We start from the raw sequence: 15,622 nt of genomic DNA on the forward strand, positions 1-15,622 counted from the left end.
CTCTCGCAGCTCGATCGAGCGCAGATCGCGCTCATGAAGGCGCAGCATGGGCTGGAGATGCTCGACCGGATCCGGTCGGAGCCGATCGCCATCGTGGGCATGGCCTGCCGGTATCCAGGAGGGGTCAACACGCTCTCTTCGTACTGGGATCTCCTGAGCCGGCGCGTCGACGCGATCAGCGAGACGCGCGCGCGCTGGCCCGACGCGGCGGCGGGCGCGGCGCCGGAGGTCCGCTGGGCGGGACTCCTCGATTCGGTCGACGCCTTCGACGCGGAGCTCTTCCACATCGCGCCGCGCGAGGCCGTGAAGCTCGACCCGCAGCAGCGCCTGCTCCTCGAGCTGACCTGGGAAGCGCTTGAGGATGCGGGCTACGCCCCGGACGGGCTCGTCGGTGCGCCCGCGGGAGTCTTCGTCGGCATTTCGAGCGCCGACTACGCCCAGCTCCTCACCGCCGCGCCGCCGGCCGACGTGGACGCTTACAACGGGACGGGCAACTCCAGCAGCTTCGCAGCCGGGCGCGTGTCGTATGTCTTCGGCTTCCAAGGACCGTCGGTGGCGATCGACACCGTCTGCTCGTCGTCGCTCGTCGCCACGCACCTGGCCTGTCAGAGCTTGCGAACGCAAGAGTGCGATCTGGCGCTGGCGGCCGGCGTGAACCTCATTCTCTCGCCGCGTTCGATGGACATCCTGGTGCCGCTGAAGGCGCTCTCTCCCGACGGGCGCTGCAAGACCTTCGACGCGCGCGCGAATGGCTTCGTCCGCGGTGAGGGGTGCGGCGTGCTCGTGCTCAAGCGCCTATCGGACGCGCTGCGGGATGGAGATTGCATCTGGGGTTTGATTCGAGGGTCGGCCGTCAACCAAGACGGCAGCTCGACCGCGCTCACTGCGCCGAACATGCTCGCGCAGCAGCAACTGCTCAGGCGGGCGCTCGCCCAGGCGAAGCTGTCCCCGTCCGACATCGGCTACATCGAGGCACACGGCACCGGCACGTCCCTCGGCGACCCCATCGAGGTCGAGGCCCTCAGCAGCGTGTTCGGCGCCGCCCGCGCGGATGGCTCGAGCTGCGCGCTCGGCTCGGTGAAGACGAACATCGGACACCTCGAGGCGGCCGCCGGAGTCGCCGGGTTGATGAAGAGCGTCCTGGCGCTTCATCACGAGTGTATCCCCGCCCATTTGCACCTGCGCGCGCTCAATCCGCGGATGTCGCTCGAGGGGACCCCCTTCGTGATTCCGACGAGCGAGCTCGCCTGGCCGCGCGGCGCGAAGCCGCGTCGGGCGGGCGTGAGCTCGTTCGGCATGAGCGGGACCAACGCTCACGTCGTGCTTGAGGAGGCACCTTCGCGGCCGGCGTCGGCGAAGCCGGAGGTCGAGCGGCCGGTCCACGTGATCCCGGTGAGCGCGAACACCGCCGAGGCGCTCCGCGCGCTGGCCGGAAAGTACGCGCAAAAGCTCGCCGAGACCGAAGACCGGCTGGAAGACATCGCGCACACCGCCGGCGCTGGGCGGAGCCGGCTCCCGGAGCGACTGGCGGTGGTCGCCCGGACGAAGCAGCAAGCCCAGGAGAGGCTCGAGGCGTTCGCGCGAGGAGAGACGGCGGCCGAGTGCGCGCGCGGTCGGGCCGACCGGTCCAAGCCGGCCAAGATCGGTTTTTTCTTCGCCGATGGAGGTGCGCATTACGCGGGAATGGGCCGTTCGCTCTACGAAACAGAGCCCGTGTTCCGGCAGGCGCTCGATCGCTGCGACGCGGAGATGAAGCGGATCGCGGGCCGGAGCCTGCTCGGGGTGATGCTCGGCGGAGGCGCGAGCGGCGCCGCGCTCGACGGAGCCGAGGATACGCTGCCGGCGCTCTTCGCGCTTCAGTTCGCGCTCTGCGAGCTGTGGCGGTCGTGGGGCGCCATGCCTGACGCGGTCATGGGCCACGGCGCTGGCGAGTACGCGGCGGCGTGCGCGGCGGACGTGCTCACGATGGAAGGGGGATTGCAGCTCATCGTCGAGCGGAGCCGGTCGCCGCAGGCGGAGCCGACCTCGGGGCCTTCCGACAAGGCGGCGCAGGCGACGTTCAAGGCGCCATCGATCCTCTTCATACCTCACGAGGCCGGGCTCATGGCGAGGCTGGAGCCGGCGCGGGCAGAGTCCTGGCGCCGCGCCGTGGGAGAGGCCATCGCCGCCGAGCGAGGCGTGGAGGTGCTGCGCGCCAAGGGGATCGACGTGTTTCTGGAGGTCGGGCCGCATCCAGCGCGGTCCGGCGCGGAGGCGGCGCGGATCGAAGACGCGGCGGAGTGCGCGTGGCTGCCGTCGCTGTGCCAGGGGCGAGGCGAGTGGGAGACGATGCTGAGCAGCCTGGGCGAGCTGTTTGTGCGTGGCGCGGGCGTCGATTGGAAACGATTGGACGCGCCGTATGCCCGCCGGCGCGTGCGGTTGCCGACCTATACATTTCAGAGGACGCGCTACTGGTTCGAAAGCAAGTCGAGGCCGCAAAGCCGCCGCGGCCAGGAAACGGGGCACGAGCTGCTCGGCGAGCAGGTGGCTCTGGGCGGAGAGGGCGCGTTGTTCGAAAACCGGCTCAGCCCGCGTGACGGTCACTACCTCACCGACCATCGCGTGCTCGGCAAGGTGGTCGTCCCCGCGGCTGGTCTCCTGGAGATGATGTCGGCCGCCGGGGCGAAGGTCACGGGAGCCAAGGTGCGGGTCAATGACCTGCTCGTCCTTGCGCCGCTGGTGCTGGATGATCCGGCGGGGCGAGACGCGCAGGTGGTCGTCGCGGAGCCGGTCGAGGGCCGGCGAAGCGTTAAGATCTACAGCAGGAAGGCGAGCGGCGACGGCGCGTGGACGCTGCACGTCTCGGGCGTGCTCTCGGAGCTCGGCGGCGCAGGCGCGGCGCCGGTGGACGTTGCCGGGTTGCGGGCGCGGTGCGCCGAACCGCAGGACGTGGACGCGGCATACGCGGCGTTCGAGCAGCAGGGGCTGGGGCTCGGCGAGTCATTTCGTGGGATGGAAGCGCTGTGGGCCGCGCCCGGCGAGATGCTCGCGCGCGTGCGGCTACCGGCGGGGTGCGCGAAGCAGGCGCAGGAGTACGGAATCCATCCGGTTCTCCTCGACACAGCGCTGCAGGTGCTGGCGTCGATCGTGATGCGGGGAGCCGCCGAGGATCGGCTGTATCTGCCGTTCGGGGCGGCGGGGTACGCGCAGCGGACCGACGCGGCGGAGCGCGGCTGGGTGCACGCGCGCTTGACGAGCGACCCGCGCCGCGAGGTCGTGACGGGAGACGTGCAGATCCTCGACGACGAGGGGAGAGTGGTGGCCGAGGTCGCCGGGCTCCAGTGCAAGCAAGCGCCGTCACACGCCCTGCAACGGGCGTCCACGAGCACAACGGAGCAGGCGATTTACAGGCTTGAATGGGTGGAGTCTGCGCCGCAGGCGCAGGTCCCGCCGGTGCAGGGCCGGTGGTTGATCCTGGCGGACCACGAAGAGCCCGCGGAGCCGCTCGTGCGTGAGCTGTGCGCGAGGGGAGCGGAGAGTCGATTCGCGACCTGGCCGGAGGCGAAGCGCGAGCTCGAGGCGGGAGGCGCGTTCGAAGGGGTCGTACGGATTTGGGAGCGCGCGAGCGGGGAAGGCTCTCCGGCGGATCGCGCCGAGAGTCGCGCCGTGGGCGCTTTGGAGCTGACGCAAGCGCTGGTGCGAAGCGGGCGCGTGAAGCGGCTCTTGTGCGTCACGCAAGGCGCACAACCGGTGGCGCCGGGGGACGCCGTGGACATGGCGTCGTCGGCGCTGTGGGGATTGGGGCGCGCGGTCTTTCAGGAGCATCCCGAGCTGTCGTGTCGCCTGATCGATGTGGACGAGCTCGCCGGAGGGCTGTGGCGCGAGGTCGTGAGCGGCGACGCGGAGAACCAGGTGGCGCTGCGCAGCGGCAAGCGCTGGGTCGCTCGGCTGGTGAAGGCGCCGCGCGAGCCCGACACATTCTCGCCGGAGACGCCCAACTGCCGGCTGGAGAGCTCGAAGCGAGGTTTGCTCGAGAGTCTGCGATGGGTACCGACCTCGAGGCGAGCGCCGGGCCCGGCTGAAGTGGAGATCGAAGTCCGAGCCGCCGGGCTCAACTTCCGGGACGTGCTCAATGCGCTTGGAATGTACCCGGGCGACGCGGGCCTCCTGGGCGGCGACTGCGCGGGCGTGGTGGCGGCGGTGGGCGAGGGCGTGCAGCACGTCGCCGTGGGGGACGCGGTGATGGGCTTGGTCCCGGGTTCTTTCGGCCGCTACGTCACGGTGGACGCGCGCCAGGTGATCCGGCGCCCGCCCGAGTGGACGTGGGAGCAGGCGGCGTCGGTACCGACCGTGTTCTTGACCGCGTGGTACGCGCTCCGCGAGCTCGCGGACCTGAGAGCGGGCGAGCGCATCCTCGTGCACGCGGCTGCGGGAGGCGTGGGGATGGCGGCCGTGCAGCTCGCGCGGTGGATGGGGGCGGAGGTCCTGGCGACCGCGAGCGCGTCGAAGCACGAGGTGCTGCGGGCGATGGGCGTCGAGGCGATCGCGGACTCCCGGTCGCTCGACTACGCCGAAGCGTGGAGCCGGACGAAGCGGCCCGGCGGCGTCGACGTGGTGTTGAACGCGCTCGCCGGTGATCATGTGGACAAAAGCCTCTCGTTGCTCTCACCGGGCGGGCGCTTCCTGGAAATGGGCAAGACCGACGTGCGGAGCGTGTCGGACGTTGCGTCGAAGCATCCGGGTGTGCTGTACCGCGCGTTCGATCTGCTCGAGGCCGGGCCGGCGCGGATCCAGGAGATGTTGACCCAGATCCTGGCCGGGTTCGCCGGCGGTCGGCTGCGTCCGCTCCCCGTGACGAGCTTCGAAATGAGGCAGGCGCAGGCGGCCTTTCGTTTCATGGCGCAGGCCCGCCACGTGGGAAAGATCGTGCTTCGGGCGCCCGGCCTGGAGACGAAGCGGCCCGACGCGACGGCGCTGATCACCGGCGGACTGGGCGGGCTCGGGCTGCTCGTGGCGCGCTGGTTGATTGAAAAACAGGGGATCGCGCATCTCGTCTTGGTCGGGCGCAAGGCTCCCTCACCCGCGCAGCTCGCCAAGGTCGAAGAGCTGCGTGAGCTGGGCGCGCGCGTGACGGTGGCGCAGGCGGACGTCGCGGACCGCGCGCAGGTCGAAGCGCTGATGTCGTCGCTCGGACGGGAGTCGCTGCGGGGCGTAATCCACGCAGCGGGTGTCCTTGAAGACGGGATCTTGATGCAGCAAAATGGACGACGCTTCGCGCAGGTCTTCACGCCGAAGGTGCAGGGCGCGTGGAATCTGCATGAAGCGACGCGGGGCCTCCCGCTCGAATTTTTCGTGCTGTTCTCGTCCGCGGCGGCGATGCTCGGCTCCGCCGGGCAGAGCAACTACGCCGCGGCCAACAGCTTTCTGGACGGCCTCGCGCACCACCGCCGAACCCAAGGATTGTGCGGCCTCAGCTTGAACTGGGGGGCCTGGCTCGGGGCGGGGATGGCGGCGTCGCTCGGCCAGCCGGATCGCGTGCGTTTGGCGCGTCTCGGTGTCGGGTCACATACCCCAGCGGAGGGCCTCGCCTTGCTGGAGGACGCGTGGCTTCGAAGCGACCCCCAGCTCGGCCTCTTCAAGCTGGATCTGCCCGTGCCGGCGCAAGCCGCGGCGGCCGACGAGGTGCCGCCGTTGTGGCGCTCGCTGATCGTCCAGACCGGGGCGCCGCCGCGCCGCGCGGCACCTTCCTCTTCGGCATCGTCGCCGATCGCGCGATTGGCTTCGCTCTCACCCGCCGAACAAAGGTCGGAGATCGAGTCCACGCTGCGCCTGGAGGTGGCCAAGGTTCTGTCGTTGCCCACGTCGAGCGCGGTGCCGCTCGCGACGCCGCTGAAAGAGCTCGGTCTGGATTCGCTCATGGCGGTCGAGCTGCGCAACATGCTCACGGCTCACATCGGCCAGACCTTGCCGGTGACCCTCGCGTTCGACTTTCCGACGGTCAAGCAGATGACTGACTACCTGCTGACAGAGTACCTCGTGAAGCCGACCGAGCATCCGGCGCCCGTCGACGCGCCGCCTGCCCTCGCCAAGATCCCCGCGCGCCGCGGCACCTCAGTGGGATCGGACGAGCCCATCGCCATCGTCGGCATGGCGTGCCGGTTCCCCGGCAGCGACAATCCGCGAGCGTTCTGGGAAACGCTGATCGCCGGCCGCGACTGCACGTCGGAGATCCCGAGCTCGCGCTGGGATGTTGCCCGTTACTACGACGCTCGACCGGGGACGCCCGGAAAGATGATTTCCCGGCGCGGAGGTTTTCTTTCCAAGGTCACCGGGTTCGACGCGGACTTCTTCGGGATCGCGGGGATCGAAGCCGAGGCGATGGACCCTCAGCAACGCTTTCTCTTGACCGTCGCATGGGAGGCCATGGAGTCCGCGCGCCTGTCGCCGCGGCGCCTGGCCGGCAGCAAAACGGGGGTCTTCGCCGGCCTCTGCAATTTCGATTACGCACGCCTCCTGTTCACGCACGCGCTCTCCGTCAGCCCGTACGCGGGAACCGGTGGATCTCTCGCCATTGCCGCCAACCGACTCTCGTACTTCTTCGACCTGCGCGGCCCGAGCCTGACGGTCGATACGGCGTGCTCCTCGTCGCTCGTGGCGGCCCACCTCGCGTGTCAAAGCTTGCGCATGGGGGAGTCGGATCTCGCGCTCGTGGGGGGCGCCAACCTCATCCTCGCGCCGGAGGTCAGCATCGCCCTCTCGCAGGCCGGAATGCTGGCGCCGGACGGGCGCTGCAAGGCCTTTGATGCTGCGGCGGACGGGTTCGCGCGCGGCGAGGGCTGCGCGGTGGTGGTCCTCAAACGTCTGTCGGACGCGCTCCGCGACCATGACCGCATCGTCGCCACGTTGGTCGGCTCGGCCGTGAACCAGGACGGGCGCAGCAACGGTTTGACCGCGCCGAACGGCCCGGCGCAACAGGCGGTGGTGGAGCAGGCGATCGAGGACGCCGGCGTGACACCTTCGGACGTCGGATTCGTGGAGGCGCACGGCAGCGGCACGCCGCTCGGAGATCCCATCGAGTTCAACGCGCTGCGGAAGGTCCTCGACCGACGTCGAACCCCGGATTCCCGGTGCTGGATCGGATCGGTGAAGACGAACATCGGGCACCTCGAGGGCGCGGCCGGGATCGCGGGGTTGATGAAGGCGGCGCTGGCGGTTCACCACGGCACGATCCCGCCGCATCTCCACGTGCGGACGCTCAACCCGCACCTCGATTCGGCCGACGGGCGGTTCGCTGTTCCCACGGCGTGTGAGCCGTGGCCGGCGTCAGGGGCGCGGCGGATCGCGGGCGTCAGCTCGTTCGGATTCGGCGGCACCAACGCGCACGTCCTCGTCGCCCAGCACGGTAACCCCTAGGGACGCGGAGGGAGAAGCAGGTGGAGCCCATCGTTTTGCTCGAATTTCGCTCCGATCACATCGCGCATTTGATGCTGTGCGATCGTGCAAGCAAGAACATGTTCTCGCGCACCCTCATCGAGGAGTTGACGAACAAGCTGGCCGAGGTCGCCCGGCATCCGGAGGTGCGCTGCGTCGTCGTGTCGGGACTGGAACGGCATTTCTGCTGCGGCGGCAGCCGGAGCGAGCTGCTCGAGCTCATCGAGGGCAACTACACCTTCGCCGTCGGTCATTTCTATCGGGCGCTGCTCGATTGCCCGATCCCGACGATCGCCGCGATGGCGGGCCACGCCCTCGGTGGCGGGCTGGTCTTCGGCTTGTACGCGGACATCGTGATCTTGGCCGAGGAGTCGATCTACAGCGCCAACTTCATGCGCTACGGCTTCACGCCCGGCGTCGGAGCGACGTGCCTCCTTCCGCACCGGCTCGGGCCCGCGCTCGCGCACGAGATGCTCCTGACGGCCAACGGCTTCCACGGGGAGGAGCTGCGACGCCGCGGTGTGCCCTTCCAGGTCGTCAAGCGCGACCGCGTGCTGCAGCAGGCCCTGACCATCGCCGCGGATCTCGCTTCAAAGCCCGTCACGTCGCTCAAGCTTCTGAAGGCGACCATGACGCAAGCGCTTCGCGACGAGCTCCCTCGCGCCGTGAGCCGCGAGCTCGAGATGCATGAGATCACGTTCAAATTGCCCGAGGTCCGCGCTCGGGTAGAGCTCGAATTCGGATACTGAGGAGTGAATGCCGTGACGTTCGAGACACTGCGCTATGAGAACAGCGGCGGCGCCGCGCGGATCACGCTGCATCGACCGGAGCACAGAAACGCCATCAACCGTGCTCTGCTCCGGGAGTTGAACGCGGCGCTCGACCTGGCCGAGGCCGCTCCGGATTGCCGCATGGTGGTGCTCCAGGCCGACGGGGACATCTTCTGCTCCGGTATGGACTTCGACGAGATGGCCAAGCTCGCCGATCAGGTAGACCTTCGGACGATGCAGGAGAGGACCGAAGAGTACATGCTCACGCTCAAGCGGCTGGCGACCTCCCGTCGAGTCGTCGTGTCGCGCGTCGCGGGGGCGGTCACGGCGGGCGGCGTCGGCTTTGTCGCCGCGAGCGATCTCGTGCTCGCGACTCCCAAGGTCACCTTCACCTTGACCGAGGCCCTCTGGGGGCTGCTTCCGTCCAACGTCGTCCCGTACCTGGTTCGCCGCGTCGGGTTTCAGGCCGCGTTTCGCATGACGCTCACCGCCGCGTCCATCTCTGCTGAGGAGGCTCACCGGCTGCAGCTCGTCGACTACCTCGGCCCTGATCTGGACGAGCTCGAGAGGGTCATTCGCATACGGCTGAATCGAATCACTGCCGACACGGTGAGCGAGCTCAAGGGTTTTTTTCGGAAGATGTGGATCATCGACACGGCGATGGAGCAGGCCGCTGTTGAAGAGACGGCGCGGCTCGGTGCTTCGGCGACCGTGAAGGAGAACATCCGCAACTTCGTCGAGGCTCGCACGTTTCCATGGGAACGCCGCTCCGGCCGATGAACCGCCCCGAACCGAGGTACTCCTGATGAAGGCCTATATTTTTGCGGGTCAAGGATCGCAGTCGCGTGGGATGGGCCGCGAGCTCTTCGCGGAGTTCCCGGAGTACGTCGCCCGCGCCAACGACGTCCTTGGCTACTCGATCGAAGAGCTCTGCCTGAGCGACGGGGACGGCAGGCTTGACAACACCGAGTACACGCAGCCCGCGATCTACGTCGTGAACGCCCTCTCCTACATGAAGAAGGTTCGCGACGGATCGGGTCCCGCTGACTATTGCGCGGGGCACTCGCTGGGCGAATACAACGCGCTCCTCGCGGCTGGCGCGTTCAGCTTCGAGGACGGGCTGCGCCTGGTCAAGAAGCGCGGCGCGCTCATGGCCGCGTCAAAGGGCGGTGGAATGGCCGCGGTGGTCGGGTTCGGAGAGAGTGACATCCGCGAACTGTTCATCAAGAACGACATCGTGAACATCGATGTGGCCAATTTCAACTCGCCCTCGCAGTTCGCGATCGCTGGGCCGAAGGCGGAGATCGAGGCGGCGAAGAAGGTGTTCGAGGAGGCCGGGGCCGTGTACCACATCCTGCGGGTCGGGGGCGCATTCCACTCCCGTTACATGCAGGAGGCGAAGACGGAGTTCGGGAGGCTCGTCGAGACGTTTCACTTCGCGAGGCTGAAGATCCCCGTGGTGTCGAACCTTCGCGCTCTCCCTTACGCGAACGGCCGAATCGCCGCGGGGCTGACGCAGCAGATCACGGGGGTCGTTCGGTGGAGCGAGAGCGTCCGGTACATGGCGTTGCGCGGGGTGACGGAGTGGGTCGAAGTGGCTGCTCGGCCGGTGTTGACGCCGCTCTTGAAGCGAATCTTGAAGTGAACGATCGCGCCTTGCTCACGTCGCGCGGGCTCCAGGCCCGTCTCTGCCGCCGTCGGTCGGATCGAGATCCGTTGTCGGTGAGCTTTGCAAAGAATCACACGGAGAGGTGATCCCATGGACGCCCGAGGCAGACCCGTCGTTTTCATGTTCGGCGGACAAGGCTCGCAGCACTATCACATGGGGCGCGAGCTCTTCGACGCAGACTCGACGTTTCGGACGTGGCTCCTCCGCGGCGATGAGCTGTTCCGGCGCGTGAAGGGCCGTTCGCTCATCGAGGTCATGTTCGATCGGTCGAGGAGCAGGGCCGACCCGTTCGACCATATTTCGGAGACGCACCCGGCCATCGTCCTCGTGGAGTTCGCGCTCGCCCAGGCGCTCCTCGGGCGGGGTATCGAGCCCGACGTGCTCATCGGTTACAGCCTGGGCGAGTTCGCGGCGGCCGCGGTCTCGGGCGTGGCGCCGTTCGAGGACGTGTTCATGGCGGTTCTCCGGCAAGCCGATCTCGTGGTCGAGCGCTGCTCGGAAGCCGGAATGACGGCCGTCATCGGCGACGTGCGCCTGTTCCACGACGAGCCCAAGCTCTTCGCCGGATGCGAGCTCGTTTCGGTCAATTTCGAGCGACACTTCGTCGTCGCGGGGTCGCTCGCTGCCCTTGCTCAGGTCGAGGCAGAGCTGCGGGGGCGGAACGTCCTCCAGGTCCGCTTGCCGGTGCGGTACGGGTTTCACTCGCGGTGGCTCGATCCGCTGGCGCGTGTCAGCCCAGCGCTGCAGCTCTCCTCCCCGCCAGCGCCGCCCCGGGTCGCCTTGATTTCCTGCGCCACCACCGGCCCGGTGTCGCGCTTCGATCACCGGCATATCTGGCAGGTGATTCGGACGCCGGTGCGCTTTGCCGATACGATAGAGAAGCTCGAGGACCCGGAACGTCACGTGTACGTCGATCTGAGCCCGTCGGGGACCTTGGCCACCTTCGTCAAGAACATCCTGCCGGGCCACGCGGAGGCGACCGTGGTGCCGATCATGACGCCGTTCGCGGGCGCTCGGGAGATGCTCAGCGAAGCGATCGCGCGTATCGACGCGGCGGTGCACGGCGGGACGTCGCGCGCGCGGCCGGACGAGACTGGAGCCCGCGCCTGATGCTTGGGAGCGCTGAATTTCGTAGGGATTACGGGGTCGACCTCGCCTATGTGGCAGGGGCGATGTACAAGGGCATCGCTTCGAGTGATCTCGTCATTCGCATGGGGCGAGCGAACCTCTTGAGCTTCCTGGGGACGGGGGGAATGCCGCTCGCGCAGATTGAGCGGGAGCTCGACAGGATCCAGGGAGAGCTCGGTCCGACGCAGGCGTTCGGCGCAAATCTCCTCGCGAACCTGGATGACCCCAGGCTGGAGATGGCCACCGTAGAGCTGCTCTTGAAGGCCAACGTGGTCAACGTCGAGGCGGCCGCGTTCACGCAGATCAGCGACGGTGTGGTGTGGTATCGATTCAAAGGGGCGCGCTGGGGAGCTGACGGCGAGCCGGCTGTGCGCCGCCGTCTCATCGCGAAGGTCTCGCGCGCCGAGATCGCCGAGTCGTTCCTACGCCCCGCTCCCCCGGCGGTCGTCGAGCGGCTGCGCGCCGCGGGGCGGCTCAGCGCAGAAGAGGCAGAGGTCGCGCTGCGCGCGCCCGTCGCGAGCGACATCTGCGTGGAGGCCGACTCTGGCGGGCACACCGATCGAGGTGTCCTGATCGTGCTCCTGCCATGCATTCTTCGACTGCGCGATCGCGTGTGCAGGGCGCAAGGCTACGCGAAGAGCGTGCGCGTCGGGGCGGCGGGGGGAATCGGGGCGCCCGAGTCCGCCGCGGCCGCCTTCCTGATGGGGGCAGACTTCGTGCTCACCGGCTCGATCAATCAGTGCACGGTCGAGGCGGGGACGAGCGACGCGGTCAAAGATCTGCTCCAACGGGTAGCCCTGGGCGACACCGCCTACGCGCCCGCCGGCGATATGTTCGAGCTGGGAGCTCGCGTGCAGGTGGTCGGTCGAGGCCTCCTCTTCGCGCCTCGTGCCAATGAGCTCTACGAGCTGTATCGCCGCCACTCGTCTTTGGACGAGATCGACCCGCAGGTCCGTCGGCGGATCGAGGAGCGTTATCTATGCCGGAGCTTCGCGGAGGTATGGGACGAAACGCGGAGCTACTTCGAAAGGTCGAACCCGGCGCGTCTTCGGGAGATGGAGCGAAGCCCGAAGGCCAAAATGGCGGCCATATTCCGCTGGTATTTCGTGCACTCGACGCGCCTGGCGCTGCGGGGCAGCGCGCAGCAAAAGACGGATTATCAGGTGCAGTGCGGGCCGGCGATGGCCGCTTTCAATGAATGGGTCAAGGGCACCCCTTACGAGAGCTGGCGATCGCGACACGTCGATTCCATCGCTGTGCTGTTGATGCGCGGCGCAGAAGACCATATGCGGCGCGCGCAGCGCGATGAACGGGAGGAGGCGCGGCTCTGAAACCGGTATTTCTTGACTCGGTCGCGGACGCCGCTTATCTGGCTGGGTGAGATCATGGAAAACGCAAAAAACGATCAAGTTGTCAAGGGCGGACTGAGCCGGGCAATGGTGGTGGTGCTGGTATGCATCTTCATGTCGATGCTCGACAGCAGCATCGTCAACGTTGCGCTCCCTTCGATCGGCGAAGCCTTGCACGGCTCGTTTGTGGTCCTGCAGTGGATCGTACTCTCGTACCTGGTCGTCACGAGCGGGCTCGTGCTCGCGATGGGCCGTCTCGGCGACATCTTCGGCAAGAAGCGGTTGTACATCGCTGGTATCGTTATTTTCACCGCGGGCTCCGCGGTCTGCGCGGTCCCCTGGAACGCCGGGTGGCTGCTCCTGGGACGCGCGGTCCAGGGCGTCGGAAGCGCCATCCTGCTGGCGCTCGGGCCCGCCTTGGTGACCGAGCTCGTCGCGCCGGCCGAGCGCGGGAAGGCGTTCGGCATGATGGGCGCGACCGTCTCCCTGGGGCTCATTCTGGGGCCGGGGCTCGGAGGAGTTCTGGTCTCCTCGCTGGGCTGGAATTGGATCTTCCTGATCAACGTCCCCATCGGTCTGTTCGCGGCGGTGCGCGCTCTGCGCGATATTCCGGCGACGCGTCCGGCCGCGCAGGAGTCGTTCGATCTTCTGGGCGCCACCGCGCTCTTTCTCGGGATCTCAAGCCTGGTGATCGCGATCACCGGGGGCGAGCGTTCGGGGATGGGTCCCGAGGGCGCGGCGGCGCTCTGGGCGGTCAGCGTGGGCTCGTTCATCGCTTTTGTCGTCGTCGAGCTCAAGGTCAAGACGCCCCTCCTCGAGCTGCGGATCTTCAGGAACGCGCTCTTCAGCACGAACCTGGCGGGGGCGGTGCTGAATTCGATCGCTCTCGGCGGGACCCTGGTTTTGATGCCCTTCTATCTGCAGAACGTGCTCGCCCTCAGCGTTCGAACCACGGGGCTGCTCCTCGCCGTGACCCCGATCGCGCTCACCGTGGTTGCCCCGCTCGCGGGAGGTCTGAGCGATCGCTTCGGCGCGCGCCGCCTCATCCTCGGCGGACTGCTGCTCACGGCGGTGGGCTTCTACGCGATCAGCACGCTCTCCCAAGAGACAGGCAAGGTCGAGTATGCGCTGAAGTTCCTTGTCCTGGCGGTCGGCGTGGGGCTCTTCCAAACACCGAACAGCGCGACCATCATGTCGTCGATCCAGACGGCGCGCACGGGCATCGGGGCGGGGCTCTTGTCGGTGGCGCGGCTCTTGGGCCAGACCGTGGGCGTCGCGACGGTCACCGGGCTCTGGTCGTGGCGTGTCATGTCGCACGTCGACATGGCCTCGGGCGAGGGCCCGCTGCGAGCGCCGCTGCAGGCGCAGGTCGATGGGTTTCGCGACGTGTTCCTGATGTTGCTGGTGACCACGGTGCTCACGGGCATCATCGTGGCTCAAGGCTTTCGTTCCGGCACGAGCCCGGTCGGTCCGCTCGCCGCGGGGGGGAGCCGACCGGCAGCCGGCTGAACTCTCATCGGTTGGAAATGAAGCTCATGCAGCGACGCTGCATGAGGGGCGCCCAGGAGGAGGTTGAGTCATGACGCGTGATGAAGTGTTGTCGATCGTGCGTGAAAACATCGTGATGGTCCTTCCGGAGGTGGATGCGACCTTGCTGCGCCCGGAGAGGAGCCTCTCGGAGCTCGGGGCCAACTCCGTCGATCGCGCGGAGATCGTCGTGGGGGCCATGGCGGCGCTGCGGATCAAGGTGCCGGGCAGCGAGCTCGCCGAGGCGAAGAACATCGGCGGGCTCGTCGACGTCCTGTATCGCAAGCTCAGCGGTTGACGGCGACGCCCCGAGGAGAAGCGGAGCTCGCATGAAAGGCGTGCTTGTCACGGGCATGGGCATCGTGGGCCCCTTTGGGTCAGGGGTCGCGTCGTTCGAGCGCGCGCTCCGCGAGGGGGCACGGCCGTTCACGGTCACGTCGCCCGCGATCTCGACGCGCGCGGGCTACATCGAGGCTCCGGTGCCGGAGGCCGTTCTTCAGGTCGCGTTCGGCGGTCAAGGCCGGACCGGCGAACTTCACCCGCGCCTCCGCAAGCTCGGCGCTCGAGCTCCTCTTGCCGTACAAGCCGCGCTCCTCGCGGCGTCGGAGGCGTTGTGGCCGGCCGGCGCGGCGCTCTCCGGCGAACGGATCGGCATCGTCGTCGGAGGGCAGAACCTCACGCACGCATTCGAGCAGGAGGCGCTGCCGGCCTTCCGACAAGAACCCGCCTACGTGAGCCCGAGCGCGGCGCTCCGGATTCTTGACACCGACGTCCTTGGGTGCGTCAGCGAGGCGTTCGACATCCGCGGCGAGGGGATGTGCGTGGCCGGGGCGTCGGCGTCCGGAAACGTCGCGATCATTCACGGCGCGCGCCTCGTCTGCGGCGGCCAGGCCGATGCGTGCCTCGTCGTCGGCGCGCTCGCCGAGCTGTCGCTCTTTCAAATGCAGACGCTCGTCAGCATCGGCGCGCTCGGCGGCGAGTTCTTCCTCGACGCCCCGCACCGAGCTTGCAGGCCGTTCGATCGCCGCCACGGGGGCTTCATCCCTGGCCAGGCGAGCGCCGCGCTGTTGCTGGAAAGCGCGGCGTCCGCTCGTGCCAGGGGTGCGGAGCCGCTCGGATGCGTGCTCGGGGGCGGCATCGTCCTCGACGCCAAGAGCGGCTCGAGCCCGTCCGTTGAAGGCGAAGTCGGCGCCATGCGCCGCGCGCTCGCCGACGCAGGTGCGGGCGCGAGCCACGTGAGCTACGTGAACGCGCACGGCACCGGAACGCCGCTGGGCGACGAGGTCGAGCTACGGGCGATCGCGGAGGTGCTCGGCGAGCGCTGCGCGGAGGTCCCGGTGAACTCGACGAAGGTCGTGACGGGTCACTGCCTCTGGGCCGCGGGGGTCGTTGAAGCCGTGGCCACGCTCGTGCAGATGCGAGCGGGTTTCGTGCACGGCAACTTCAACCTGGACGACCCCCTCGAGACTCCTTGCAGGCTGGTCGGTCGGGCCAGCGAAGCGGCGGACATCGGCGTCGCCCTGAGCAATTCGTTCGGCTTTGGCGGCATCAATACGAGCATCGTGCTCGGACGAGCATCGGATTCGCGCGCATGATCGCGCGCCTCGGCTCGAGCGCCGCCGGCGCCTGACCGCGTTGTCCACGATCGAGCGGCGCTCCAAGCCCGGGTGAGCTGCCCACCCCGCCCGCGGCTCACGTGGGTGCATCCGGGGGCCAGGCGGTGTAGGCTCGTGTGGATCACACGGCAGCAAGACCGCACGAGACCCGGG

Annotated in this window: 9 protein-coding genes; all 9 read left to right on the forward strand. The window is 68.2% G+C overall.

What is annotated here, in order from left to right; genetic code table 11:
* The first annotated feature begins 57 nt into the window (after positions 1–57).
* The 9 genes from WMF29_RS17495 to WMF29_RS17535 all read left to right on the forward strand — a co-directional run bounded on the left by WMF29_RS17495 (position 58) and on the right by WMF29_RS17535 (position 15,448).
* Positions 58–7,392: an SDR family NAD(P)-dependent oxidoreductase gene (locus WMF29_RS17495; RefSeq protein WP_437331132.1), complete on the forward strand. Its 7,335-nt coding sequence runs from the start codon at positions 58–60 to the stop codon at positions 7,390–7,392.
* A 20-nt stretch (positions 7,393–7,412) separates the two neighbouring features.
* Positions 7,413–8,159 (forward strand): polyketide synthase, encoded by a 747-nt coding sequence (locus WMF29_RS17500; protein ID WP_437329919.1) that lies wholly within the window; start codon positions 7,413–7,415, stop codon positions 8,157–8,159.
* A 12-nt stretch (positions 8,160–8,171) separates the two neighbouring features.
* Entirely contained in the window at positions 8,172–8,960 is a 789-nt protein-coding gene (locus tag WMF29_RS17505; RefSeq protein WP_437329920.1) for an enoyl-CoA hydratase-related protein, read from the forward strand.
* Between the two features lie 25 nt (positions 8,961–8,985).
* The gene (fabD, locus tag WMF29_RS17510) at positions 8,986–9,825 is read left to right on the forward strand and encodes an ACP S-malonyltransferase (protein ID WP_437329921.1); all 840 of its coding nucleotides are present in this window, start codon (positions 8,986–8,988) and stop codon (positions 9,823–9,825) included.
* 114 nt (positions 9,826–9,939) lie between these two features.
* Positions 9,940–10,959: an acyltransferase domain-containing protein gene (locus WMF29_RS17515; RefSeq protein ID WP_437329922.1), complete on the forward strand. Its 1,020-nt coding sequence runs from the start codon at positions 9,940–9,942 to the stop codon at positions 10,957–10,959.
* Entirely contained in the window at positions 10,959–12,308 is a 1,350-nt protein-coding gene (locus tag WMF29_RS17520) for a PfaD family polyunsaturated fatty acid/polyketide biosynthesis protein (protein ID WP_437329923.1), read from the forward strand. Before WMF29_RS17515 ends, WMF29_RS17520 begins: the two co-directional genes overlap by 1 nt.
* Positions 12,309–12,362: 54 nt before the next feature.
* Entirely contained in the window at positions 12,363–13,835 is a 1,473-nt protein-coding gene (locus WMF29_RS17525; protein WP_437329924.1) for a DHA2 family efflux MFS transporter permease subunit, read from the forward strand.
* 70 nt (positions 13,836–13,905) lie between these two features.
* Positions 13,906–14,151, forward strand: a complete 246-nt coding sequence (locus tag WMF29_RS17530; protein ID WP_437329925.1) for an acyl carrier protein — start codon at positions 13,906–13,908, stop codon at positions 14,149–14,151.
* 31 nt (positions 14,152–14,182) lie between these two features.
* Positions 14,183–15,448: a beta-ketoacyl synthase N-terminal-like domain-containing protein gene (locus WMF29_RS17535; RefSeq protein ID WP_437329926.1), complete on the forward strand. Its 1,266-nt coding sequence runs from the start codon at positions 14,183–14,185 to the stop codon at positions 15,446–15,448.
* Positions 15,449–15,622: the final 174 nt, after the last annotated feature.

Origin of the sequence: Sorangium sp. So ce381 (genome assembly GCF_051473845.1) — a bacterium.
Lineage (GTDB): Bacteria > Myxococcota_A > Polyangia > Polyangiales > Polyangiaceae > Sorangium > Sorangium atrum.